This window comes from Campylobacter sp. P091, from assembly GCF_002138935.1.
GTDB classification, from domain to species: domain Bacteria; phylum Campylobacterota; class Campylobacteria; order Campylobacterales; family Campylobacteraceae; genus Campylobacter; species Campylobacter devanensis.
The window spans coordinates 206,876-232,714 of sequence record NZ_MJKZ01000003.1; the positions used below are offsets into that span (position 1 = coordinate 206,876).

Consider the following 25,839-nt stretch of genomic DNA (forward strand, 5'->3'; position numbering starts at 1 on the left):
TCTTTGGCTAAATTACTTTAAGCTTAGCTATCTTTGATGGTTAATCTTAGTGTAATTAAAAGGAAATTTAAATGGAAAAAGAGAGCGAGCTTGGCGAGATATATCTGCCTGAAAGCGGAAATAGACAGAGTAAATTTGTATATTTTAAAATTGTATTAGTACCGATTTTGGTATATATAATGTGTATACTGTGCTATTTTGATATTATAAAATTTAAAGTTGGACTTGATATTGTTATTATTATGGGGCTTATGCTTGTTGTAGCATTAGCTTTTGCTAGACATAGTGCTGAGCTTGGGTGTTGTCTATTTGAACAAAAAAAAGATATATTTAAAAAAGAGCTAAAAAATTATATCATCAAAACTCTACTTACAATTGGTAAGGAGAGAAAATCAAATGGCAGCTTTGATGAATTTGCTTCTAGATACTCTAAAGATGTGCGAAATGACAACTTTGCAACTGTGGCGACTGGAGTTTTTCCTATGCTTGGAGTTTTTGGGACATTTGTGAGTATTGGGATATCTATGCCGGTTTTAAGCTCGGCTGATATGCTTAGTTTAGAGAGTGAGATTACTAAATTATTTGCAGGTATTGGGGCATCTTTTTATCTATGTGCTTATGGGATATTTTTAGCGCTTTGGTGGATATTTTTTGAGAGATATGGCATTAGTAGATTTGAGAGACTAATTGCTAGACAAAAGAATGCTACGATGTCGTTTTTTTGGACTTCTGATGAGATTCAAAAAAGATATATGCAAGAGACATTAGGTAGCTTTGAGAAAATTGGAGTGATATTTGATTATGTTAGTAAACAAGAATTTTTCAAAGAGCTTGATAATGTTGTGCAGAAAAAATTTGATAATTTTACTAAGCTTTTACAGACCGAAGAGGAAGCTGTAAAAGTAAGTGGTGAGCATATTAAACAGACAATGGATATGTTAATAAGATCACAAAGAGATCAAAAAGATATGATTAAGATTCATGCTGAAATTATTAATGTTTTAAATTTATTCAATAGCAATATAAAAGAGTTACAAATTAGATGGAGCGAGAGTTATGCAAGGCTGCAAAGCATTAGCGATGAGAAAGTTGCAAAGCTTGATAAAACTGTTTATAATCTAGGTATGAATATCATCAAATTTGAAAGATCGCTAGAGGAGTTTAGTGTAAATATTCTTGAGAAGCAGCAGCTTGCTTTAGATGGGTTTAAGATTGCTATTGTCGATGGTATGCAAGCATTTAAAGATGCATTTGATGAGGAGAGCGTAGGTAAAGATAGTAGTACTGTTATTGTTGAAGAGCTTAAAAAAAGTATCCAAGAGATAGATAATGAAGCAAATATCGCCCTAGAGATGCTAGAAAAAACTGACTTTGAAACTATCTTAAAATCAGATGAAGAAGAATCAAAATCAAGTGATGAGAAGAAAGATTGATGAGAATTAATATATCAAATGATGAGAGATCAAGCTTTTGGCTTAGCTATATTGGACTTATAACAGGGTTATTTTTTATCTTTGTTTTAGTAGTTGGGGTAGTAGTTGTACGATACTCCATCTCTGCTTCAAATTTAGCATACCTCCAAAAGGATTTAAATGATAATATCGCTTCTTTAAATGCTGCAAATAAGGAGTTAAATAAAAAGCACGAGAGCATTAAAAACTTTATTGAGCAACTAAAATCAAATCCTGATAGTAATAATATTGAGCAGCTTTATTTAAATTTAAATAAAGAACTAAGTAAAGCAACATCAACTATAAATAATAGCTTGGATGTGATTAGTTTAAAAAATGATGAACTAACAGCACATATTAATAAGCAAGAGGAGTTAATAAGCGATCTAAATAATCAAATCAATCAGCGAGATATTCAAATAGATGTTATTGAAAACGACTTACAAAATTATAAAAGCAGCTTAGAAAACTATACAAAAATTAGAGAAAATATCGCTTTATCTCTTAAGTCTAAGCTAGTAAATATGGCGCAGATAGATCCTAAAACTGCTGAGATTACTATGGATGCAGCAAAGATTTTTAACATTAACTCATCAGTTATTAGGGATGATGCCAAATTTGACCTACGCCGAATTTTTAAGGTATATTTAGATCATATGCTAAGTTCTGAAGTAGTGCAAAATATCGATAAAATTATCATTGAATGTCATACAGATAGCGATGGTGGATATATGCATAATCTAGATTTATCCCAAAAACGAGCGTTAGAGATTATGAAATTTGCCTACGCAATTTATAAAAATGAAAGTTTAAGTAGATATTTGGTTTCTATTGGAAAAAGTAATAGTGAGCCAATATTAAAAGATGGTCTAGAAGACCCAGTAGCAAGCTTTAGAATAAAAATTAAATTTGATTTACAAGATCCTAAATATTTCATTGATAAGGTTTTAAATCAGCGTGTCAATTGAACCAATCTACTTTAGAGGGCGTAGATTTTGGGTTTTGCGAGATGATTTAATAGGTGGCGAGTTTAATGGTAATAAAGCTAGAAAGCTTGCCTTTTTGCTAAACTCAAATTTAAACCACATAAATCGCATAATTTCATATGGCTCAAGCCAGTCAAATGCTATGTATTCTATTAGTCTTTTGGCTAAAATGCGTGGAGTTAAATTTATATATTTTACCAATCATATTTGTGATTTTTTATTAAATAATCCATGTGGAAATTATGCTTACGCATTAAAAAATGGTATGGATATTAAAATAAGTGCTAACCCATCAAAATCAGCTCAAGATGAATGTAAATCAAGTACAGATCTTTTCATTCCTGAGGGTGTAGCAATGAGCGAAGCCGAGCTTGGATTTAAAGAGCAAGCTAAGATAATTATGGATTTTGCCAAAAAAAATGGCATAAAATTTGATATATTTTTGCCTAGTGGGACAGGGTGTAGTGCGGCATTTTTGGCAAAAAATTTAGATGATATGGCAGTTTGGAGCGTGCCTTGTGTAGGTGATGCGAAGTATTTAAAAGAGCAAATTTCAACCCTTGATCCATTTAATAAGGTTAAGATATTAAATCCACCTAAAAAATATCATTTTGGTAAGTTGTATCTTGAAATTTATGAGATATATAAAGAGCTTTTAGATAGCAATATAGAGTTTGAATTACTGTATGATGGAGTAGGGTGGCTTACTTTGATGAATAATTTAGATAAATTTCAAAATGAAATTTTATACATTCATCAGGGTGGAATATTAGGAAATATTACGCTTTTAGATAGGTATAAACGAAAATTTAATTAATGAATTTATATTTAGTTATTATATTTTAGATATACTTTTTTAGCTAAATCGTATCATTTAGCTCTTAATTAAATAAGATAAAATAAGGAGGAATAAGGTAGTATAGTTGATATTATTTATCAATTATAATTTTATATAAATTTGAATTTAATCTTTTTATGGTGCTAAAAAAAGAGCTTTTAAAAATATTTTTGATAATTATAATCAAAATAAGCTAAAATTTATAATAGCTAGATTATAATAACAATTATCAAAAATACTACAAAGGCAAGAGATGTCAGTATTAGTAATAGGCGCAGATGAGATAGCACCGATTAGGGCAGTTTTACAAGGTTTAGGCGTTAGCAAGATAGAGCATTGGGATGCGAGAAACGAAAATAGAGTAAATCGCAAGCCCATACCTCAAGAGGTAGAATGCGTTGTAATGCTAACTAGTTTTTTAAATCATAACACGATGAAAAAGATTAAAACTCAAGCCAAAAAACGCAATATCAAGCTAGTTTGCGCTAAAAGAAGCGTGAGTTGTGTCTATTGCGAATATTGTAAAGTTTTTGGCTTAGATCGTGAATTTAAATGTGAAAGGTAAATATGACAGCAGTAATTTTTGGTAGTTCAATGGGAAACGCAGAAGAAGCAGCGAATAAAATCGCAGCAAATTTAGGTATCGATACAGTTTTAAATATATCTGATACTTCAGCAGATGAGATTAATGGATTTGATAAATTAATAATCGGCTCATCAACTTGGGGAAGCGGTGATTTACAAGATGATATGGATGCTTTTGACTTTTCTGAGCTAAGCTTAAGTGGCAAAACAGTTGCTTTATTTGGCGTTGGTGATAGCTCTAGCTATGATGATACATATTGCGACGCTTTGGGTATTTTGTTTGAAAAATGCACAGAATTAGGCGCAAATATCGTAGGTGCTACAGAGGCTCCAAAATATGATTTTAAAGAGTCAAGAGCAGCTAAAGATGGTGGATTTGTAGGCTTGGCGCTTGATTTTGATAATTATGGTGATGAAGTTGATTCTAGAATTTCAAATTGGTGCGACCAAATCAGAGCAAATTTCAGTTAATTTTTGATACAATTACGCAAAAATTATAAAGGATTAAATATGCCGCTACTTGATAGTTTTTGCGTAGATCATACTATTATGAACGCCCCAGGCGTTAGACTTGCTAAGGTGATGAAAACCCCAAAAGGCGATGATATCAGTGTTTTTGATTTGAGATTTTGTAAGCCAAATGTAGATATCTTGCCAGAGCGTGGAATTCACACGCTAGAGCATCTTTTTGCGGGTTTTATGAGAGATCATCTAAATTCAAATAGTGTTGAAATCATAGATATATCGCCGATGGGTTGTAGAACCGGATTTTATATGAGTCTCATCGGAACGCCTAAAATAGATGATGTTATCGAAGCTTGGCGACTATCTATGCATGATATCCTATCTGTAAAAAGTCAAAGCGATATCCCAGAATTAAACAAATTTCAATGTGGAACATACAAAATGCACTCTCTAGATGAAGCCAAAGAGATAGCGCAAAATATCCTAAATTCAACCATTAGCCACATCGATAATGAAGCTATAAAATTAGATCTTAATAAAATTAAGTAATCTCTAATTTCACATTCATCTGCGTTTAGATATGGCATCTAAACGCAGATGAAGCTTAAATACAAAATCAAGCTTAAAAGGAGTAAAAATAAAATTATCAAATTTGTTGCCTTTTTTAGCTGAAAATCAAAACGAGTTTAAAGTCCATTGTGCTATTGGCGGGCAAGGTAGAGATGCGCAATTGCCATTAAATGAATTTTTTAGTGGGAAATTTAGTGATTACCAAAACCACCAAACTCAAAAGAACTTTGGTCGCAAATATATACTTTCATTATGCTATTTAAATAAAGATGAGTGGCTATTTGTAGGTATATATGAAAGTTTGGGTGTAGCTGGCACAGTAAAAGAAGCAGATAGAGAGCTTTATAAATATAACACAAAGCTAACCGATATCGGCGCTGAATTTATAGGTAAGCTCGTAGTTGGCTTTAAAAAAGATTTCCGCCAAAGCTATCCAAATCTCGAAACTTGCCTAAATAATTTAGAGGTTTTAGAGCTCAAAAGAGAGGTGATAAAAGCAGAATTCCCAGGCTATGATAATGTAAATGTAACTTGGAGAGAGCTTGAAAGCCTTATAGAAACACCTGCATGAAAAACAGCCTTGGAAAATCAAAAAGCTGTGTACCTAATAGTAGATACCAAAACTGGCAAAAAATATGTAGGCTCAGCGTATGGCGATAATATGTTGCTTGGGCGTTGGCGTAACTATATAGCAAATGGACATGGCGGAAATAAGCTTTTAAAGCCACTAGATTTTGAGTATATAAAAGAAAACTTTAAATATTCAATTTTAGAGATTTTTAAATCTAGCATAGATGATGAAATAATAATAAATAGAGAAAGCTTTTGGAAAGAAGTTTTATTAACTCGCACAGACTTCGGATATAACGGCAATTAACTGCTCTTAAGCTAGAATTTAAAATTATTTTAATTCTAGCCCCCCCCATTTTCACACCAAAAACCTAAAATCAATCCAAAATCCAAATTTCTTTGATATTTCAAATTCATAAAACCACAAAAATTTTAATAAAATTTATAACTCACAAATGAAATTCAAATTTATATTAACCCCAAAAATCATTTTTATTAAAGCTCGAAGAGTTTTGATAAAAATGGTATAAATCTGCGCCCAGCACAGCAACTTTAAAAGGCTTTTCCAGGGGGTTGGGGGGGGGGGTGTTAAGGGAGAAAGCCAAGGTTGTTGCTATCTTTCGTAGCGTCGCAAACGATGATTTACACCGTTTTTGCTGTCACGCTACTCATCTGCCAAAAAGCGCACCCTTCCTACTTAAAAAAAGAAATATTTTTAATATTTTAAATTCACTAAACAGAAAAATAAATTTCTTTAAAATTTCAAATTTCTTAAAAAAATAAATTTATTTGATACTTCATACCCATAAATCAAAAAAATCTTATCAAAAAATAAATTTACTGATAATATCAGTAAATTTATTAAAATACATATCTTAGAAGTTACTACAGACAAAAAATCTAAAAATAAAGTTTTAATTTTATAGTAAGATTAGAATTTATTTGTGCAAAAGCTCCAAAAATTCATTAAAAGAATTTGCTATAAACTCTACACTAGCTGTTTCATGTAACCACAATACTATCTTATTATCTTGAAGGCAGATAAAATTGCCAAACTCATCAATTGCGATAGGGAAACAATTTTTGTTTTCTTCTCTAATAATATTAACAAAAGTGAAAATATTTTCTTTGTCTTCTTTATTGTAAGAAAGAAGTTTTTTTATTGTTCTATTCTTTGTTTTTTGTGTATCAAAAATATTATAACTAGGACGACCATTATTATAACTTAAGATGCACTGCTTCAAATCTTCTGGCAATTTGATATTATATTGTTTTTCAACTTCCAAAATTCTATCAATAGTCGTATTTTTTACATATTTCCATTCCATTTTATCTCCTTTTATCTATTTTCAGAACCACCACCCCAAATAGCTTTACCGCCGGTGTGTCCTGTTTTGGCATGTATTTCAGAATCCACTAACTGCATTTTACCTTTTTCTTCATTATGATGCCAAGTGTAGCCATCAGGCGTATCCCCATTTTTGACCTGCTCAAGCTGTTCGTCAGTAAACTTACTGACTAATTCTGGATTATTTTCTATAGCTTCTTGCAACTGTTTATTACACTCTTTAAATTGCTCGCTATCGCTAGCTTGTTCTAACTCATCAGGCAATTGAGCATCAAATACAGATTTAAATTCAGGGAAAACACCTTTTATTTCATTGCCATTTTCATCAGTAACTGTTTTTTCCTTAAAGGGTACACCAGTTTGAGGATGTTCTTGCCCAGCCAAATCTTCATTGCGACATTTTATACAGTTTTTTTCATTCGACTCCAACATTTTATCCGGATTAAAACTCTTTCTGTTACCTGTTTCATTAAAGTTTTTTGTTAATTCCTTATTTGAGTCTAACATTTTATCAGGATTAAAAGAGCTAGGGGTCTCAGTGGTTTTAAGAGCAGCTTTGGCTATTTCCATCATCATATTCTACCTCCATCAAAACTCCATTTTTCAAGCTGAGATACTTCGCCTACATCATTACATATATAGTCAGTAATAATACACTGTCTAATCTTTCTTCGTAGCTCATCAATCTCTATTGCTAAAGCATTATCTGTAGCTATAGACCATTGTTTTGTATCGGACACAAAAGCTTTATAAGATTCCATAAAAGCCCTTTTTGCTACTGGAAATAATTCTGACATAATTGGCGCAAGCCGTAAAACACTAGCTTCTTTTGGTGGATTTTGTAGATATTTTAGAATTTCTACTCTAATGCTAGATTTTAGCTCTAGTTTATCAAGGTCTTTTACTAATTCTTCTTTGCTAGCTTTTATACCTTTGCACAAAAGATCTGCTATTTTAATTTTAATTCCACCAGTATCTGACTCATCTTTTGTTTTAGTTGTTCTATCGCACTCATAAGTACCGCTTTTACTCTCAGCTACACCAATTTTACACAGCACAGGTTCAATCCATTCATTTTGATACACAGCAGCCACGCCACAAGGCAGTTTGGCTAGTTCGGTGATTTGGTCATCATTTAGATTTGCTGCTTTGCCTACTAGCTCTCTATCGTCTTGGTCTGGTAGGCGCATGATGATTTTTGTATTAGTATTGCGGATTACTGCCATATCTAGCAGTGCTGGTGCTTGATCTGCTATGATAAAGCCTTCGCCGTATGTTCTCATCTCAGCTATTGCATTTGTTAGCATTTCTACTGATTTACCTATTAGATTTGCGCTTTCACTGCTTTGCTCTGTGCTAGTGCGTTTTAGTAGGTTATGTGCTTCTTCTAGCACTGTGATATGTTTTAAATCTGAGTTCATACCATTAGTATTAGACATGCGGTATTCTTGTAGTTTTAGCACAAGAATACCCATGATAAGAGATTTAGTCTCAGTAGAGCCTACTCTGCTAAGATCTACTATAACATTTTTATCAAAAAGTTCTTCGCTAGATATTTCATCACGGTTAAAAATTAGCCCATTTAGCCCATTTGTTAGTGACTTTAATCTAGTAAGCAATGAGCCTTTATAAGCACCTTTATTTTCAGCATTATACTCTGATGAGTCTATGATGCTTTTGATATTTCTTGCTACATCTGAGAATTCTGGATATAGATTTTCACCATAAGCATTTGTGTTGTTTGTGAGATCCCAGCCAGCGTCTTCATATGATTTTTCAACTGCGTCTTTTAGCACAGCTGGCATAGCTGCATACATAGGCCAGCAAACATTAAATATTTCTATTAGTCTATCAATGTGTTCTAAAACATGTATTTCTTTTGGGAAAGAAAATGGATTTATTTTTAAAAGCTCAGTTAGACTAGGATTTGTGCCATATACTTTTGCTTTGCTGCCAAATACATTTTTGTATTCCCCTTTAGCTGGTTCAACAACTAGAAATTTCACATCACTAGGTAAATTTTCTAGAATTTTATACACAGTATTTGATTTGCCACTACCAGTAGAACCTGTAATAAATGTATGTGAGCAAAGGCTTTTTGCTGATAAATTAACTAGCAATTCTTCTTCGCTATGCATATGAAATATTTTTCCTAGCTCTATTTTAGATCCACTATTTTGTGTATCATAAGATGATACTGTTCTACCAAACTCAGCGCATTCTATAACTGGAATTCCAGCTATAGATTTATTTGGCAATCCAGCATGGATAGCAAGCTCCAAACTACTTACTAATGTTCCAGGTGTAACTTCTAGCTCATTAACCCTTATTTTTGGGTGGCACATGTGAGTTAAATAAGGCATGATTTTATCTTTGCCATCATCACGCCATATATTTATAGCACCATTTTCTAATGATGAATTTTTACCGCGGATTAAAGATTGATAAGTGCTAGCTGCTAATCTAGATACATATTCACTATCGCTTATACAATACATAGCACAGTTCCACATACCTATATCAGAACATTCATCAAGTCTTTTTAGTGTTTCATCTATCTTTTCTAGCATTCTTTTTATAGAATGATTTTCCGTTTTGATTTGGACACCTTTTGATTTTCCTAAGGTAATTGTTTTGCTTTTTGATTCCGAGTTGCCTTCTGTCGTGCTAGTTGTCGTAGTGGTAGCTTTAGCTATGCTATCTGATTCATTTGTGCCTTCGCTCCTATCACCATATGTAAGAGTACCCAAAACACCACCGATAGCGCCACCAACAGCACCACCTAAAATTGTGCCGACTACAGGTACAGCGCTTCCAATAACAGCTCCAGCTCCAGCTCCCATGCTAGCACCTATGGCTGTTCCACTTCTGCTTATATTTTTGCTTGTCCCAGAAGTATGTGTTATAGTATTTGTTACACCTTCGCTTAGTGTTTTTGTATAAGATTTTGTTAATGTCTCACCAGCAGCCACTGAAGCATTTTCACCAAGTGTAATTTGAACTTCGCTAAATGGCACTAATTGAGAATATTGACTTTCTAATGCTAATTTTGCCATTTTTAAATCATTTTGACTAACTGGATCAGCTATTAAAAGCATAGTATATTCATCTCCATTCATAGCATCAATTAGCTTTTCTATGCCTTGGATAAATACTCTATCTTTATTTTCTTCTTCGCTTTGTAAGGCTGCTATATCTGAGACAGAAGCCACAGTTGAAGAGTTGCTAATATCTCTTAGCAACTCTTCAACTTTTGGTTTTCTTATTAGCTCAGATTTTGTTCCAGGGAAATTTGCTTTTAAATTATTTTCTAGAATTTCTGATAAAAGTGTAGTGTGGTTTATACCATCATCGCTATCATCAAATAACACATTTTTTATTCCCATATAAATTTCTGTGCTATCTTTTTTGCCTTTTATTAACAACAAAATAGAGCCATTTGCGTTCCAAACAGAGTGAAAAACATTAGAGAGTTTATCTCTCATATTTTCACTTTTATTTGTGATAATTTGTCCTATACTAAAAAACCTAACAACCGAGTTTACATCATTGCTATTTGTTTTTATAGATAAAACTTCACCATTTGTTAGATTTGACAAATACGACTTACTAAGCGCAATATCAGCATTTTCAAATGCTTTTTCTAACATTGAGTTTTCTTTTGTTAGCACTACATCATTCATCATTTACTCCTTAAATTTTTAACCAGCGAATAAGACAATACCTATCAATACAGCTACACCAGCTACTATAGCATAGATAAGTTTATTTCCATCCTTATCTGTTCTTACATGCCTAGCCGAATTTCCGCATCTTTGGTAATTATTGCTAGTGTTATTATTGCTGCCACCTTGATTATTGTTGCTATCTATTTTTGGCGGATATAGTTTTATAGCAATTTTTTTAAGAGCCTCCACTCTTTCTCTTGAAAAATTACTATTTAACCCAGATCTAAGTTTTTTATAATTTTCCTCAGTTATATCATTTGATATTTCTACGCCATTATGTGGTTCATATATCTCAGACTCTGGAATTCCATTTTTCACGCAGTATTCAAGACAATCTTTAAAATTACCGGTCAAACTCTTATCTAGTAAAATATTTGCTATAAGATAACTCCTAATATTAAAAATATCTCTCTTGGCAACAGCTTTTTTAATGTTTTCAGTAACCATAGTAGCCCCTATATAGACAAGATATTTTCTAGCTTATTTTTAATTTCAGAAATCCAAGCTAGTTTTTTTTCATTTTCTGCTAATTCATCTTCAAATTTCTTTTTATCTTTCATTATCTCATCTTGTTCTTTTACTTTTTCTTTTATTTTAGATTCTAACTTGTCAAATTCATCTAAGAAAAATTGCTTGAATTCCATCTCTTGCCTTAACGCCTCTTTGAGAGCTGCTGTCCTATTATTAGAAACAAATTCTTCTATATTAGGAAGTATTTCGTTATTCTTTATTGTTTCCAAATCAACCCTTTCTACATAATCATATTTATCGACAGTAATAGTCTTTTTGCGTCCCCAGCTAAAAGGATTATACCACTTAGAATCGCTTACTTCTTTTTCACGACTTCCAACTTTTTCACGTTCTTTAGTCTTATAGCTGCTGATTATAGAACTAGTGCTAATTTCTGATAAATCGCCAAGAACAGCAGAAGCAAAACTCATCTTAAAGCTAACATTTCCAACCAAGCTTTCTACATATTTTTGATACTCTTTGACATATTTTTCAGCTTGTTCTTTTATGCCAGTTTCTAATAAACTACCAATCTGAGCTTTTAACTCACTAGAAGCATTGTTTAAAATCATATTAAATCTATCTATTTTTGCTTCTGCTGCTTCGGCAAGTACATTGCCAGTTAATTTAGATAACTCATCGTCTAAATTATCAAAAAAAGCAGCTGAAGCATCGTCTAATTTTTCTTCAAAACTTTTCTGCAATGAAATTTCTGAAATTTCAGATTTAATTTTTTTTGCCTTATCACTGTTAGCTAACGCACTTTTGATCATTTCAATATTTTTAATGCGTTCTTCTATAGCTTCTTGATTGCCTTTAAGTTTATCCATTTCATCAGCTTCAATACCTAGATTATCAATCTTTTCTTTAAAAGAAGCCACACCTTCATTTACTTTTTTAGGTAAAGCATATTTTGATATATACTCAGCGATAGCAAGTTCTATTGAAACTATACCTGTATGAATTAGCGCCTCTTCATATGGATTATCTTTTGCTTTTTCTAGCATTTCATCTTGTAGATTTTTACAATAATTAGACAAAGAAGCATATTTTTCAAAATGTTTATATTCTCTTTTTATAAAAGAAGTATGTTTTGGTAAAATTTCGTCTTCTTCTGTTTCTGTTAATGTATCTTTATTTATATACTGTCTAATAACCTTTGCCATTAGAGCTGAAACTGGGAATATTCTAGGTTCAAAAATATCATGTTTAGCAAGGTATTCTTTTACTGTTTTTATAGCATTTTCTAGTTTTTCACCTTCGCCTTTACCAGGATCAAATTGATCTGCTTTATTTAAAATAAACATAAAACGCTCATTTGATTGTCTCCCGCCAGCTTTCATAGCTTGTGAAACCGATTTTAATAGGAGATTATCATCATTAGTTGCCAATTGAGTAGCGTTTAATACATACAAAATCATAGGTTTATATTCTTTGTTTAAAAGACTATGAGTATGTTCTTTGTGTTCTTGTGTTCTGCTATTGTTTGGTCCTGGGGTATCTGAAAGAACTAAACGCATATTATTAGAATCAATACCTACTATATCTCCATGAATCTCAATAGTAGATGGTCTATCATTAGCGTTGTCTCCGTCATATTTATCGCTATTTCCAGCAGTATTTACAGCATCCATATCAGCTAGTGTAAAATTATCAAATGTTTGTATGATTTTACCACTTACACTTCTAACCTCGGCTGTAAAGTTTGTCATACCATCTTCATCGTAAATTTTAGCTATTGTAGCAGTTGTTGCTTCATTTCTAGCTGGTAATAATTCTCTACCAAGCATTGCGTTTATTAAAGTAGATTTTCCACTTGACATTGTAGCCACGACTGCGATTTCAAAATCATTTGAAGTAGCCATTAAAAAGTGATTTTTTATTTCATCATTTTTTAATTGCTCATATGGGCTAGTCTCTTGAATTTCAGCAAAAATTGTTTTTAATTTTTCTAATTGATCCTTAGCGTATACACAATTTTCTTTACCTGTTAAGCTAAATGAACTAGAATTCTTATGAGCTTTTAAAGCATCTTCTAAAAACTCATAATCTCTCATAATTCCTTTGAAATTTATTTCATACTCTGAGTCATTGTATTTTCTCTCTAGCTCATCGTAGAAGTCGCTTGCCCAGTTGCCAAGTTCGTCTATTTTCTTCTCTCCCCATACTTGTGGCATGTTAGCCTTAGCACCATTTACCTCCAAAGCCACTTCACTGAGAAATGGATTGTAACTAAGATTCACTTTTGTCATTTTTTCTCCTTATGATTTTATTTTGCTTTTGAAAAGAATGTTTCAGGAAGTGTTGAATTTCCTCTTTACATTTCATCTTTAGATAACAAGGTTTCAATATCGCTTTCTAAACCTAATAAGCCAGTATTTTTTAGAGCTTGATAAATTTTTTGAATTTCAACTTCTTCTCCATCTAATGTAATGGATTCTCCAAATTCCAAAGATCTTTGTATTGTTTCTTTTATATAAAATACATCATTGCTAGCAGCCAGATTTAGTCTTCTATTAAATTTATTCACAAGAGGTTTAAATTCATCTAGCTCGTTTTCGCTAAATAAATCAACCCTTCCATTTAAAGCCATTTTAAATAGCCTTGCTGCCTTTGATGAGATTGGATAAATTTTTGGTTTCTCAAATCCTAGATCCTCTAAAAATTCTAAGTATCTAATTACTATATCATCTTTACTTTCTTTGGATAAGTCTATAGAATCAAATTTATTTATAACAAATAACATTTTGCTTTTAGATTTTGGAAGAATTTTCTCTCTTAATTCTACAAGCAAATTTTTATCATCTTCTGTAGCTAAATGTTCAGCATTAGCTACGTATATAATGGCATCCATTTTATTTTGACTTAAAAAATTCATAGTTATTTTACTATGGTTGTCATTGCCACTATTATTTATACCAGGAGTGTCATGAACGGCTACAACTATATCATTATTGCTTATATTATCCAAATCTGACTCTAGAATAATATGATCGGCTTCTGAGTTCCACTTATCAATAGCTACTGTGTCCATATTATCACCAATAGCATATATGTGATCATTTCTTACTGCTACACCAATCATATTTTTTGCGTTGTCATAGTCGTATACGCTAGTAATACAAGCAGTAGTGGCTTCATTTCTAGCTGGCAAAAAATCATTTCCCAAAAGAGCATTTACAAAGGTGGATTTGCCGCAACTCATATTTGCACATATTCCAATGTGTTTAACTTTTGTTTGTTTATATTTATTGTGTGAGTCTTTAAAATTTACATGTTCCACAAAAGATTTCAATATTTTTTCATTTTTAATTCTACCATGATCTTTTGCATACTCTAAAGCAAGAGCAAAATTCTTTTTAGAAAAACACAGCTTTTTTTGCAACAACACTTTGTCTTCTTCTTTTAGTGTATTTATATTTAAAAGCTCTAAAGCGTGTAATAGCTGTGATACCAATACAAACCTATAATCAACCTTATTTCCAAGGATAAGCTTATTTTTTATCTTTTTAATAGACAATTTGATATCAGAATCTAAATCTATATTATGTCTTAGTTTTGCATACTGATGCAAACTACCACTATGTGTTTTTAGCATATCATTTAGCAAAACGCAATATGCATGGAAATAATATTTACTTAAATCTTTTTTCTTATAGGAAAATTTTTGCCCCAAGACAAACTCAGTGTAATTCATAAACTCAAAAATATTTTGAAATGAATCTTTTTTGCATTTAACTAGCATTTATTAAAAAACTTTCTTTTTAAAGGGAAATATAAACTTGGTTATTATAAGAAAAAGTGCTAAAATAAAATTAAAAATAAGGGGGGTAACGCTTTTCATAAATTTCCTTAAACCAAATTTTGAATCGAAAATTATAACAAAAATAGATAAAAATTTTCTTATTTTATAATAAAAATTGGGGATAATATAGATATTTTATTGAAATTTGGGGTGGTGGTTGGGCTGATAAAATTAGATTTTGTTTTAAAAGTTTACTTTGGAGATATCCAGAATTTTAATTCTTGGGGATTTGGGATTTAAAAGATATTAAAGAATTTAGAAGAGTTTTTTAAAAAAAGGGTAAAGCTTAAAAATCTTTAAAAACCCAAATAATATAAATAAGATTTCTAAAATTCAAATAAAACTTTAGAGCCTAAATAATATTTTAGAATTCAAATTTGACATTTGCTATACCATTGATACCTTGTCTTTTGCCTAAGCGGCCAAATAGACCTACATCTACACTAAAGCCTCTATTAGCATTGATACTTAGACCAGCTTCTAGCATAGCAGAAGCACCACTTAAAGTAGGTGAATCCATCTAGGTTATTATATAGATATTTAGCATATATATCAAGAGCTTGATTATATCTTCTAAACTCATATCCAGCACCCACATGGATACCAAAGTAGTTTGTATTCATATTATATTTAGCGTAATTTCCATAGCCATCAGCCACATTGGTATTTTTATATCTATTGTAGTTTCTACCAAGTTTAGCAGAGCCCTCTATATATGGTCTAGATGCTGTAGTGCTACCAAAGTCATACCTAGCTAGTAAACCAGCACCGATATATTTGCTATCACCATCACCTCTTCTCTTCGCCTTCACCAAAGTCATTATAGGTGCTATACCAGTTTTTGCCCATCTCCATAAATGGCCCTATAGCTAGTTTGCCACTATCAGTATATTTACCATTGGCAGCACCAAGTATTACACTAATACCAGTTGTTTTTACATAAGAGCCATTTTTATCTTACTTGTTCCACCCATTGAAGAGCCAAATGGAGCTACCACAGCAGTTCCAGCGCCAGCAGTAGCCATATTGGCAGAAGTAGAAGTAGTAGCAGCCTCTATACCCTTACTAGCAGCGTTTTCAGAGGCTATAGATATAACAGCTGCACCAGCTACTAAACCTTCACTTATAGTTTTTGTCTCCTCTTTTATTCCTGTTGTTTCACCTACTTTACCAGTTTCACCAAGGTTGTTTGGATCTATCTCTACTTTATAGGTTATCGCTCCACCTTTTACAGCTGTTACCTCTATATTGCTTACACTACCTTGGATTGCTGTAGATGCATTGCCTTCTGCTTTAAATAGCTGTATAGGATCGCCAGATTGAACGCTTGGTTGTAAATTTAGTTGAGCTGTTATAGTTGTGTTATTCACATCTATTGAGCCGTTTTGTCCGATGGTTATAGCGGCTTGATTAGCACCTATATTGCTTACTGCTATGCTGATGGTTTTAGCACCACTAGTATTACCTTCTAGGGTTACAGGGTTTTTAGTATTTATATTTAGTGTATTTCCACTACCACCATTGCTAGTGGTATCACCTACTTGGATATTACCAGTTACTTTAGTAAGGTCGCCTGATAGGGTTATTGTGTTGTTGCTACCTTGAACCTTTTGTGTTGCTTCATTATAACCACCATAGATATTACCATCTACATTGCCATTAGCAGTTATTTGGTTGCCACCAGTTTGGCCATTAGGATCGTTAGTTTGACCGCCGATGATATTTCCTTGGGTATTACCATCTATATTTATAATGTTATTACCAGCTGAACCACTATCTGTTTTACCACCGATTACTGTGCCACCTATATTACCAGCTACTTTTATGTTGTTGTTTTCAGAGCCGATTTTACCTTCACCGCCAGTTACACTTCCGCCGATGATAATATTGTTTTTATTTGAGGTGCCTTGGGCACTTGTACCACCAATAATTTCTGAAACCTGTGATATGTTGGCATCTTTTCCTATACTTATTTGGTTACCATTTGCTGTATAACCATCTACTTTGCTTTCACCGCCTTTTATAACTCCAATTATTGTGGCGTTGTCTTCTATGCTTACTTTATTATTGTGTGCTTCCTTGGAGAAATGACCAGCATGACCACCACCGCCAGTTATATTACCTTCTACTTTAGAATCACCTCTTACTATTACGGTATTTTCATTTACTTTAGCCGCTCTGCCTGAGTGCCCGCCTAGGATATTGCTATTTTCAACAGCTGAATCTACTATTACTGTATTTTTTGATGCTTCGCCACCAGTTGCATATCCGCCATAAATAAGGCCGGTTACTGTAGCTCCATCTTTAATTATTACATTATTGTCATTTACAGAACCATTGTCGTCATAAACCCGGCCACCCATGACATATGTAGATTTTACATTTGCGCCTTCTCCAGAGATGATTATAGTATTTCTACTTGCACTTGAATTGACATCTCCATGTGCGCCAGTATATCCGGCACCTATATTGGTGGTGCTTGGTCTTTTGTCTGGTCTAGGTCCTCCTACTGATGATCCACCAGATATTTATATTTTATTTTCATCAGCTTTTCTAGAGCCTATAAAAGCGGCATAGAGACTGTAGCTGGTAACATTAGTTTTACTTCTTATAATTATGCTCTGTCCAGTTACCTCGGTAGTTTGATCTGTTTTAGGGAAAAGAATAATAGTATTTGTTGTGTTTTTGTCGCTTATAATACATGTTTTGTTGTTGTTAGTCATTTGGCAATAAGACTTGCCATCAGCGAAACTAGCAGAGTATAAGACAGTAATTGCAATTGATGATAGTAGGATTTTGGGATTGTTTAGTTTTTTAGAATGTGTGGGTAGTAGCGGAATTTGCTACTTATAGTAGTCTTTAGTCCTTTCATTTTTTCTCCTTATTAGTAAAATTTAGGTGGGATTATAGCAAAAAATGAAAAAATTTACTTATTTTTATAATTAAATATTAAAAATTTATTTTTTTGATAAGGATTAAAAATAATTTTTTATATTTAAATTTAAAATCTTTTATTTGATTTTTGTGATTGGAATTTTGTTTTTAATATTTTTAGGGCTTTTTTGGTGATTTGTGAAAGTTTAAGAAAAGTATTAAAATGGGGTGATGGTGCCTGAGGTCGGACTCGAACCGACACAGGGTTGCCCCTACTAGATTTTGAGTCTAGCGCGTCTACCAGTTTCACCACTCAGGCTTAAAAAGAGTAAAATTATAGCTAAATTTAGATTAAAATATTATAAATTTAGCTACATCCATTCTAAAACTTGGGTTATTTCTTTGGCTACGAATGTTTTTATAGGGTAGGTTTCTAGTGGTTTGTTTGGAGTGATAGCGTTTTTGAATTTTTGAAATACGGCTTCTTTTAGTCTTGCATCAAGGTTAAAAATTTCTCTAATCTCTCCATTTAAACTAAGCTCACCGATAAATACGCTCTCTTTAGATATTGGGCGGTTGCGAAAGCTCGATATTATCGCAGCAACTACGGCTAAATCACAGGCTGGTTCGTTGATTTTTACTCCGCCTGTAACATTGATAAAAACATCATAATGACCAAGTGGAATCTCAAGCTTACGTTCTAAAAGTGCTAAAATCATATCTAAGCGATTTTTATCAAATCCAGTTGAGCTTCTTTTTGGGTAGCTGCTTTCACATACTAAGGCTTGAATTTCTACTACTAACGCACGACTTCCTTCCATTGTTACAGTAATAGCTGAGCCACTAACGGCATTGCCACGAGTAAAAAATTTGCTACTGATATCTTTAGCGCTTACTAGCCCATTACTTCTCATCTCAAAGATGCCAACCTCGCTAGTTGTTCCAAAGCGGTTTTTAATCCCTCTTAAAATTCTAAGCTCTTTGCTACTATCGCCTTCAAAATATAATACTACATCTACCATATGCTCCAAAATTCTAGGTCCAGCTATAGAGCCTTCTTTGGTTATATGGCCAATGATAAATATAGCTATATCCTCTTTTTTGGCTAATCTCATTAGTTCAAATGTAATCTCTCTAACTTGCGATATAGAGCCTGGCGCGGAGCTAATCTTATCACTATATAAAGTCTGGATAGAGTCTATAACTATAGCTTTATACTCATTTTTAGCCACTTCAGCTAGTATAGATGAAAGATCAATCTCAGTAAGCAAAAATAGATTATCGCTATTAGCATTTAGGCGATCGGCTCTTAATTTAATCTGACTAGCACTCTCTTCGCCGCTGACATATAAGACTTTTTGATTATCATTGGCTAAATTTGAAGCAATTTTAAGCAGTAGAGTAGATTTGCCAATACCAGGGCTTCCACCGATTAAAACTAGCGAACCACTTACTACTCCACCACCTAATACAAGGTCAAGCTCATTATCGCCGGTGGATTTGCGTTTTATCTGTTCTATTTGAATTTGTGATATTGGAGTTGCGTTATTTATAGTTTTAGTTAGTTTTGCTAATTCTTGGCTTGCTTTTATTTGCTCATTACTAAGCTCTATAAAACTCTCCCAAGCACCACATTGCGGACATTTTCCCATCCATTTACTCTGCTGATTTCCACACGCTTCACATTCAAATAGAGTTTTTAACTTTGCCATTTTTATTTTTAAAATATAGCATCGCAGATAGTATCTACGAACTCTTTTGGATTAAATTTAATTAAATCGTCTTTGCTCTCGCCAACACCAATGTATAAAATAGGCAATTCAAGCTCTCTAGCAATTCCAAATAATGCACCGCCTTTAGCAGTACCATCAAGCTTAGTGATTATTACTCCATCGACCTTTATAATCTCATTGAATGCCTTAGCCTGAGCAACTCCAGCACTTCCTTGTGTACCATCTAATATTAGAATTTTTTGATGTGGAGCGCCACTTAGGGCTTTATCGCTGATTCTTGAGATCTTTTCTAGCTCACTTGCTAGGTTTTTTTGATTTTGTAATCTTCCAGCTGTATCGATAATCGCATAATCCATCCCCTTAGCCACAGCAGAGCTAATGGTATCATAAGCCACAGCGGCCGGGTCGTGGCCTTGATTTGAAGCAATTATTGGCACTTCTAATCTGGTTGCCCATTGGCGTAGTTGTTCTATTGCACCAGCTCTAAATGTATCACTAGCACCCAAAATAACACTTTTTGAATTTGATTTAAATAAATTTGCTAATTTAGCTATTGTAGTTGTTTTGCCAGCACCATTTACGCCCAATATCATCATAACAAATGGCTTAGCTTCTATGCTTTTGCTATCATACATAAAGTATGTTTGCATAACTCTAGATAGATCGGCTTTATCAACTATTTCACGTGGTGGAAGGTAATATATAATCTCTTGTACTATTTCATATGGCACATCTGCTTCTAATAAAAGCTCTTCAAGAATATCTTTAGTAATTTTTTTATCTGCTGGTTTAGAACCAGTAAAGGCACTTATGGTCTTTTCAAGACCTTTTTTAAGGAAGCTAAACATTATTTAATCACCTTTTTAATATCATTTTCAAGCATTTCAATAGGCACCAATCCGCTATAAGATGTAGCAAATTTGCCATTTGGATAGTATAAAATGCTAAAGGGAATTCCAACTACACCGCCAAGCGATGAGATTAGATACTCATTTTCCTTGGTATAGGCAATTGGATAGTTGATATTTAACAACTCTTTAAATTCATTTGCTTGTTCTAGACTTATCTCATCAACTGATACTCCAATGACTTGAAGCTTATCTTTAAATTTATCTTGAAGCGATACAAGATATGGAATTTCTATTTTGCATGGAGGGCACCAAGTAGCAAAGAAATTTAAAAATACTGCCTTATCTTTAATATCAATATCATATCCATCATTACGCTTTTGTATATTAAGTTCTGTGCCATCGTTTAATGGGAGTTTAAATGGTTTTGAGTAGTCAGCTTGCATAACTGATGGCGTAGATGGTTCTTTGTCATTTTTATCATCGCAGCCAGTAAAAAATACCAGCAAGGCTGCTACTAAAAAGATTTTAAATTTCATCATATTTTCCTAATTTTTTGGTAAAATGTTGCAATTATACTAAATAAAGATTAATAATATGGTTAAATATGATAAACAAACTTATAGAAAAATGGCTAAAACCGCTCTAAAAAAAGAGTCCAAAAGAGTAGCTAATAGTTATAAAAATAGACTAAATTTTGATATTTTAAGGCTAATTAATTTTTATAAAGTAAGAAATTTATTGATTTTTACTCCGATGCAAACAGAGCCAAATTTGATAATGCTTAGACGCAAGTTAGCAAAAAATTGTACAATATTTGTCCCATTTATGGTAGATAAAAGCTTAAAAATGGTAAAATTGCGTCTGCCATTTTTTGTATCTAAATTTGGAATTAAAGAAGCAAGAGATTCAAATGCTTATAAAAAAAAGATAGATATGGCAATAGTGCCAGTAATTGCAGTAGATACAAATATGGCTAGAGTAGGGCATGGTGCTGGATTTTATGATAGATTTTTTGATAGTCTAGGATATAGACCAGTTATTGTGTTTGTGAGCATAAAAGATATGTATATTAATGATAAAATTTGTGATGCACATGATATTTGTGCGGACTTTTATATCACACCTACTACAAAATATATTAAAAAGGTATGTTATGATAGAGATGTCATTAGTGGGGTTAGGAGGCTTAATTTTCGGAGCCGGTGGTGGTTGGCTAATATCTAAAAAGATAAATGATGCTAATTATAGTATATTTTTAGAACAGGCTAAGGCTAAGGCTAAGGCTATTGAATTTGAAGCCGAAAGCGTACTTAAAGATGCCAAAGTCAAGGTAAGCGAGGCTGAATTTGAAGCTAAAAAAAGATATGAGGAAAAAGGCAGCAAGCTTCAAAAAGAGTATAACCAAAAATTTGATGAAATAAATAAAAAAGAGCAAAATTTATTATCTCAAAAAGAGAGCTTAAATAATCTAAAAAATGATCTAGAACAGAGTCAAAATAGAGCTAATGCTTTATATGAAGAGGGTTTGAATTTAAAAAATTCATATCAAGAAAAGATTGATGAAGTGCTAAAAACTATGGAGCGCATAGCTGGTTTAACTCAAGAAGAGGCTAGGGATTTGGTTTTAAAAAAAGTTGAAGAAAAAAGCCGTGCCGATATCGCTCATATCGTTAGGAAATACGAAGAAGAGGCAAAAAGAGAGGCTAAGAAAAAGGCAAATTATATCTTAGCTCAAGCCACTAGTAGATTTGCTGGGGAGTTTGCTGCTGAGAGATTGATTAATGTAGTTGATATCAAAAATGATGAGTTAAAAGGTCGCATTATCGGCAAAGAAGGGCGAAATATCAAAACTCTTGAAATGGTGCTTGGCGTGGATATCATAATCGATGATACGCCCCATGCTATCGTGCTTTCTAGCTTTAATTTATATCGCCGAGCTATCGCTACAAGGGTTATTGAGCTTTTGGTTGAAGATGGGAGAATTCAACCTGCTAGAATAGAAGAAATCCATCAAAAAGTTTGCGAAGAATTCGAAGCTAGTATCTTAGAAGAGGGCGAAAATATCTTGATTGATTTAGGAATTACCAAGGTTCATCCTGAAATTGTCAAATTAATAGGCAAGATGAAATTTAGGGCTAGTTATGGTCAAAATGCCTTAGCTCATAGCCTAGAAGTCGCTCACTTAGCAGGTATTATCGCAGCTGAAACTGGCGGAGATGAGAAGCTAGCTATTAGGGCTGGTATTTTACACGATATTGGCAAAGCCTTAACGCACGAATACCAAGGTAGCCATGTGGATTTGGGTGCTGAAATTTGCAAGCGATATAAGGAGCATCCGGTTGTAATCAATGCTATTTATGCTCATCACGGACACGAAGAAGCCTTAAGCGTAGAGTGCGCAGCAGTTTGTGCTGCTGATGCCTTATCTGCGGCACGCCCTGGAGCTAGAAGAGAGGTGCTTGAGAGTTTCTTAAAAAGAGTTGAAGAGATAGAAAATATCGCAAATTCAAAAGAAGGAATCAAAAATGCCTACGCTATAAATGCGGGTCGTGAGATTAGGGTTATTGCTAATGCGGAGTTAGTCAATGATGATGAAGCGGTGCTTTTAGCTAAAGAGATTGCTGAAGAGATAGAGAGCAAAATGCAATATCCAGGCGAGATTAAAGTAAATGTAATCCGGGAATTACGAGCCGTAGAGTATGCAAAATAGGGGCGCAAATGATAAGGGTTATCTGGTTGGTTCTATTTAGTTTAAGCTTATTATATGGTGGAAATGAGAGATTATTAGATAGTGCAAATGCCTATAATCATATTAATAGAATTAATAAAATCCCCCAGTCTATCGTTATAAATTCATCTGCGATTATTATTTTTCCTACTTTTGTTAAGGCTGGATTTATCCTTGGAGCGACTATAGGGCGTGGAGTTATGCTTGTGCGTGATGATGTAGATGAATTTTATAGCGATGATAACCTTACTCGCCATCTAAACAGCAACTGGAGCGCAGTTCCTGTGCGACTTGGTGGGGCAACTATTGGGTTGCAAGCTGGATATGAAAATAATTTTTTAGTAATGTATGTAATGAATCCGGCAGTAATTAAAGATATTTATGATAATAAGCTTACTCTTAATGCTAGTGCATCAGTAAGTTTTATGGATTATGGTACTAAAAATGAAATAGTTAGTGATATTGGCTTTAGTGATATTTATATTTATACAAATAATAGCGGCTTTTTTGCTGGGGCAAATCTTGGTGGATCGGTAATAACTGTTGATGATAAAATACGTTTTAATACAAATTCATACGGTTACAAACAATTAATGCATGCTATAACGGTGGTAAGATAATGCAAGATATACTTACAAATCTCTCAACTTATGGCTATTTAATTTTATTTTTATATAGTCTTGGCGGCGGTATGGTGGCTATTATTGGAGCAGGGCTTTTGAGTTTTGAAGGTAATATGAATTTGACGTTATCTATTATTATTGCAGCAGTGGCAAATTTTATTGGCGATATGATTTTGGTATATATGGGTAGGTACAATAAAAGCTCAGTAATGCCATATTTTAAATCGCATAAAAGAAAATTAGCCCTAGCTCAAATTTTATTTAAAAAATATGGAGATAAGATTATTTTTATCAAAAAATATATCTATGGATTAAAAACTTTAGTTCCTTTAGCAATAGGGCTTACTAAGTATAGTTTAATTAAATTTACTATTATTAATGCTATTTGCTCAGTTATATGGGCTATTAGTCTTGGACTAGCTAGCTATTATGCTGGCGGATTTATTTCTAAATTTGCTAGCTATTTTGGTGAACGTAGCTATTTAGTCCCGCTATTTTTATTTATTTTATTGGGGTTGATTTGGCTATATTTTAGCTGGGCAACTAAAAAGAGATAACTATGAAAAAGTTTGCATATCTCATTGCAAGTCTACTTATTTTGATGGTTGGCTTGCATGGATATGCATATCTTTTTTCTAATTTTGTTTTAAGCTCAGCCATAAATAAACTTAAAAGTAGTAGCGAATTTGCTTTATCAAGCATAAACCAAAATAACTCAATTTTTTCTACTAATCTAAATTTTACTCTAAAATATAAAGATTTCAATCTTAAATTTAATATTTTTAGTCATCATAGTGTTATTTCAATTTTTAATGGACTAGATATTGTAGGCGATATTTGTGATTTAGATCATCGATTAAAGATGGATTTGACACAAAATGAAAACTCAGTATTGGCTAAATTTAATCTAAATATTCCTATAAATGAAGGTATTAGTCAGCTAAAAGCACAGGTTTCACCACTAAAAATAATCGAAAATCACAATCTTTTTACAATTTCTAGTATAGATATTAGCACAACATTTGATACAGAGCGCTTATATTTTCTAGGTGTACGTTTCGATAAAGCTGATTTTGAATTTGATGGCATTAGTAGTGTTTTTAATGGAGTCGATATCGAAATTGATTATTTAGATGGACTTGAGTTTACTAGCTTTGACCTATTTAAATTTAATCCAAATGAGTTAAATATTAGCATTAAAAATTTAAGAGCAAATGTTCCACTTATTAATATAGTAAGCGATGAAATAAAATTTGACTCCAAAACCATTACTAATAATCTAGCAAATATTATAAGTAATATACATGCCAAAAATGTGGCAATAAATAATATTATGATTGATAATATAAATTCTAAAGTTCGTTTAGAAAATCTTATTATTGATAGTTATAAGATGATTTTTAACATTATGCTTGGGTCTAAAAGTATTGGATTAATAGATACATTTATTAGTTGCAATCCAGTTTTATATGTTGATAAAATTAGTATTAATGATCTTTTTGAGTTAAAATTTAACCTTAGAGGAGATAGTTTTGATATAACAGATATAAATTTAGATGGAGAATTTATAGCTTTACGCCCAATATCTACAATAAAAGGGCTAGAATTTATATCTTTTTATGAAAATTTTTTAATAAGTAGTGGAATTTTAATAAAAAATGGTGAGGGTTATATATCTAAATTTAAATCTCAAAGAGAAAATGGTGAGTTAATTTTTAATAATTATGTCAAATTTAGCGATATTTTAGTTGATTTTTAACCAAATTTGCAAATTTTTTTAAATTTTTTAGAATTTTCCCTAATATTTAATCTTATTTTAAGCATATCTCTTATATAATTCCAGCTCACGAATTGAGAAACACCTTAACCTTCTGAAAAGCTTGGTTAAATCATCTCTTTATCGTTTTTGTTTTTTAATTTTTATAATGTTAAACTATCTTTTATAGTCAATCTTTGAAATCTAAACAAGTGATCGATTGAGCCAGAATCTTATTATATTATAATAGATTCAATACTTATATAACAGATATAAAGTTTTTAGATTAAAACTTCATAATAAATAGTTACTTTACTATTTTGTAAAGTATTTTTATGGAGAGTTTGATCCTGGCTCAGAGTGAACGCTGGCGGCGTGCCTAATACATGCAAGTCGAACGGACAAGTAAGAGCTTGCT

Annotated in this window: 25 protein-coding genes, 1 tRNA gene and 1 rRNA gene; 14 read left to right on the forward strand and 13 right to left on the reverse strand. The window is 32.5% G+C overall.

Features of this window, described 5'->3' with window-relative positions:
- Positions 1 to 71 precede the first annotated feature (71 nt).
- From CIGNP91_RS04660 to CIGNP91_RS04695, 8 genes are all read left to right on the forward strand, one after another.
- Positions 72 to 1,433, forward strand: coding sequence for a MotA/TolQ/ExbB proton channel family protein (locus CIGNP91_RS04660; RefSeq protein ID WP_086245940.1), 1,362 nt, complete (start codon positions 72 to 74; stop codon positions 1,431 to 1,433).
- Positions 1,433 to 2,419 carry an OmpA family protein gene (locus tag CIGNP91_RS04665; RefSeq protein WP_086253519.1) on the forward strand — a complete coding sequence of 329 codons (987 nt, stop codon included), beginning with the start codon at positions 1,433 to 1,435 and terminating at the stop codon, positions 2,417 to 2,419. Before CIGNP91_RS04660 ends, CIGNP91_RS04665 begins: the two co-directional genes overlap by 1 nt.
- A complete protein-coding gene (locus CIGNP91_RS04670) occupies positions 2,409 to 3,254 on the forward strand; it encodes a 1-aminocyclopropane-1-carboxylate deaminase (protein WP_086253520.1) in 846 nt (281 codons plus the stop codon). Before CIGNP91_RS04665 ends, CIGNP91_RS04670 begins: the two co-directional genes overlap by 11 nt.
- A 274-nt stretch (positions 3,255 to 3,528) precedes the next feature.
- Positions 3,529 to 3,840 (forward strand): DUF2325 domain-containing protein, encoded by a 312-nt coding sequence (locus tag CIGNP91_RS04675; protein WP_086226164.1) that lies wholly within the window; start codon positions 3,529 to 3,531, stop codon positions 3,838 to 3,840.
- 2 nt (positions 3,841 to 3,842) lie between these two features.
- The gene (gene fldA, locus CIGNP91_RS04680; protein WP_086253521.1) at positions 3,843 to 4,331 is read left to right on the forward strand and encodes a flavodoxin FldA; all 489 of its coding nucleotides are present in this window, start codon (positions 3,843 to 3,845) and stop codon (positions 4,329 to 4,331) included.
- Positions 4,332 to 4,370: 39 nt separating this feature from the next.
- Positions 4,371 to 4,874 (forward strand): S-ribosylhomocysteine lyase, encoded by a 504-nt coding sequence (luxS, locus tag CIGNP91_RS04685; protein WP_086253522.1) that lies wholly within the window; start codon positions 4,371 to 4,373, stop codon positions 4,872 to 4,874.
- A 103-nt stretch (positions 4,875 to 4,977) separates the two neighbouring features.
- Positions 4,978 to 5,466: a hypothetical protein gene (locus tag CIGNP91_RS04690; RefSeq protein WP_141081099.1), complete on the forward strand. Its 489-nt coding sequence runs from the start codon at positions 4,978 to 4,980 to the stop codon at positions 5,464 to 5,466.
- Between the two features lie 27 nt (positions 5,467 to 5,493).
- The gene (locus CIGNP91_RS04695; RefSeq protein WP_180383214.1) at positions 5,494 to 5,772 is read left to right on the forward strand and encodes a GIY-YIG nuclease family protein; all 279 of its coding nucleotides are present in this window, start codon (positions 5,494 to 5,496) and stop codon (positions 5,770 to 5,772) included.
- A 631-nt stretch (positions 5,773 to 6,403) separates the two neighbouring features.
- Here CIGNP91_RS04695 and CIGNP91_RS04700 read toward each other — a convergent pair.
- The 13 genes from CIGNP91_RS04700 to CIGNP91_RS04760 all read right to left on the reverse strand — a co-directional run bounded on the left by CIGNP91_RS04700 (position 6,404) and on the right by CIGNP91_RS04760 (position 20,850).
- Positions 6,404 to 6,793: an SMI1/KNR4 family protein gene (locus tag CIGNP91_RS04700; protein ID WP_086234064.1), complete on the reverse strand. Its 390-nt coding sequence runs from the start codon at positions 6,791 to 6,793 to the stop codon at positions 6,404 to 6,406.
- An 11-nt stretch (positions 6,794 to 6,804) separates the two neighbouring features.
- Positions 6,805 to 7,389, reverse strand: coding sequence for an HNH endonuclease (locus CIGNP91_RS04705; RefSeq protein ID WP_086234063.1), 585 nt, complete (start codon positions 7,387 to 7,389; stop codon positions 6,805 to 6,807).
- Positions 7,386 to 10,496 (reverse strand): ATP-binding protein, encoded by a 3,111-nt coding sequence (locus CIGNP91_RS04710; protein ID WP_180383215.1) that lies wholly within the window; start codon positions 10,494 to 10,496, stop codon positions 7,386 to 7,388. Before CIGNP91_RS04710 ends, CIGNP91_RS04705 begins: the two co-directional genes overlap by 4 nt.
- Positions 10,497 to 10,514: 18 nt before the next feature.
- A complete protein-coding gene (locus CIGNP91_RS04715; RefSeq protein WP_086253526.1) occupies positions 10,515 to 10,988 on the reverse strand; it encodes a hypothetical protein in 474 nt (157 codons plus the stop codon).
- 8 nt (positions 10,989 to 10,996) lie between these two features.
- Positions 10,997 to 13,294 (reverse strand): dynamin family protein, encoded by a 2,298-nt coding sequence (locus tag CIGNP91_RS04720; RefSeq protein ID WP_180383216.1) that lies wholly within the window; start codon positions 13,292 to 13,294, stop codon positions 10,997 to 10,999.
- A gap of 74 nt (positions 13,295 to 13,368) precedes the next feature.
- Positions 13,369 to 14,796, reverse strand: a complete 1,428-nt coding sequence (locus tag CIGNP91_RS04725; RefSeq protein WP_086253528.1) for a dynamin family protein — start codon at positions 14,794 to 14,796, stop codon at positions 13,369 to 13,371.
- Positions 14,797 to 15,220: 424 nt separating this feature from the next.
- The gene (locus CIGNP91_RS08820; RefSeq protein ID WP_272889774.1) at positions 15,221 to 15,343 is read right to left on the reverse strand and encodes a hypothetical protein; all 123 of its coding nucleotides are present in this window, start codon (positions 15,341 to 15,343) and stop codon (positions 15,221 to 15,223) included.
- A complete protein-coding gene (locus tag CIGNP91_RS04730; protein ID WP_180383217.1) occupies positions 15,312 to 15,668 on the reverse strand; it encodes an outer membrane beta-barrel protein in 357 nt (118 codons plus the stop codon). Before CIGNP91_RS04730 ends, CIGNP91_RS08820 begins: the two co-directional genes overlap by 32 nt.
- A 123-nt stretch (positions 15,669 to 15,791) precedes the next feature.
- Positions 15,792 to 17,219, reverse strand: coding sequence for a hypothetical protein (locus CIGNP91_RS04735; RefSeq protein ID WP_086253530.1), 1,428 nt, complete (start codon positions 17,217 to 17,219; stop codon positions 15,792 to 15,794).
- Positions 17,220 to 17,962: 743 nt separating this feature from the next.
- Positions 17,963 to 18,049: transfer RNA gene (locus CIGNP91_RS04745), tRNA-Leu, on the reverse strand.
- A gap of 52 nt (positions 18,050 to 18,101) precedes the next feature.
- A complete protein-coding gene (radA, locus tag CIGNP91_RS04750; protein ID WP_086226157.1) occupies positions 18,102 to 19,442 on the reverse strand; it encodes a DNA repair protein RadA in 1,341 nt (446 codons plus the stop codon).
- Positions 19,443 to 19,450: 8 nt separating this feature from the next.
- Positions 19,451 to 20,311, reverse strand: a complete 861-nt coding sequence (ftsY, locus tag CIGNP91_RS04755) for a signal recognition particle-docking protein FtsY (protein ID WP_086229295.1) — start codon at positions 20,309 to 20,311, stop codon at positions 19,451 to 19,453.
- Positions 20,311 to 20,850, reverse strand: coding sequence for a TlpA family protein disulfide reductase (locus CIGNP91_RS04760; RefSeq protein ID WP_086226156.1), 540 nt, complete (start codon positions 20,848 to 20,850; stop codon positions 20,311 to 20,313). The genes ftsY and CIGNP91_RS04760 overlap by 1 nt, the downstream gene beginning before the upstream one ends.
- Before the next feature lie 58 nt (positions 20,851 to 20,908).
- Here CIGNP91_RS04760 and CIGNP91_RS04765 point away from each other — a divergent pair, with 58 nt between their 5' ends.
- The 6 genes from CIGNP91_RS04765 to CIGNP91_RS04790 form a co-directional block, all read left to right on the forward strand.
- Entirely contained in the window at positions 20,909 to 21,538 is a 630-nt protein-coding gene (locus tag CIGNP91_RS04765) for a 5-formyltetrahydrofolate cyclo-ligase (protein ID WP_086253532.1), read from the forward strand.
- On the forward strand, positions 21,468 to 23,024 hold the full coding sequence (rny, locus tag CIGNP91_RS04770; RefSeq protein ID WP_086225696.1) for a ribonuclease Y: 1,557 nt from the start codon (positions 21,468 to 21,470) through the stop codon (positions 23,022 to 23,024). Before CIGNP91_RS04765 ends, rny begins: the two co-directional genes overlap by 71 nt.
- An 8-nt stretch (positions 23,025 to 23,032) precedes the next feature.
- Positions 23,033 to 23,662, forward strand: coding sequence for a lipid-binding SYLF domain-containing protein (locus CIGNP91_RS04775; RefSeq protein WP_086225695.1), 630 nt, complete (start codon positions 23,033 to 23,035; stop codon positions 23,660 to 23,662).
- Positions 23,662 to 24,222: a DedA family protein gene (locus CIGNP91_RS04780; RefSeq protein WP_086232903.1), complete on the forward strand. Its 561-nt coding sequence runs from the start codon at positions 23,662 to 23,664 to the stop codon at positions 24,220 to 24,222. The genes CIGNP91_RS04775 and CIGNP91_RS04780 overlap by 1 nt, the downstream gene beginning before the upstream one ends.
- Positions 24,223 to 24,224: 2 nt before the next feature.
- The gene (locus CIGNP91_RS04785) at positions 24,225 to 25,424 is read left to right on the forward strand and encodes a hypothetical protein (protein ID WP_086253533.1); all 1,200 of its coding nucleotides are present in this window, start codon (positions 24,225 to 24,227) and stop codon (positions 25,422 to 25,424) included.
- Positions 25,425 to 25,753: 329 nt separating this feature from the next.
- A 16S ribosomal RNA gene (locus tag CIGNP91_RS04790) occupies positions 25,754 to 25,839 on the forward strand; the annotation flags it as partial.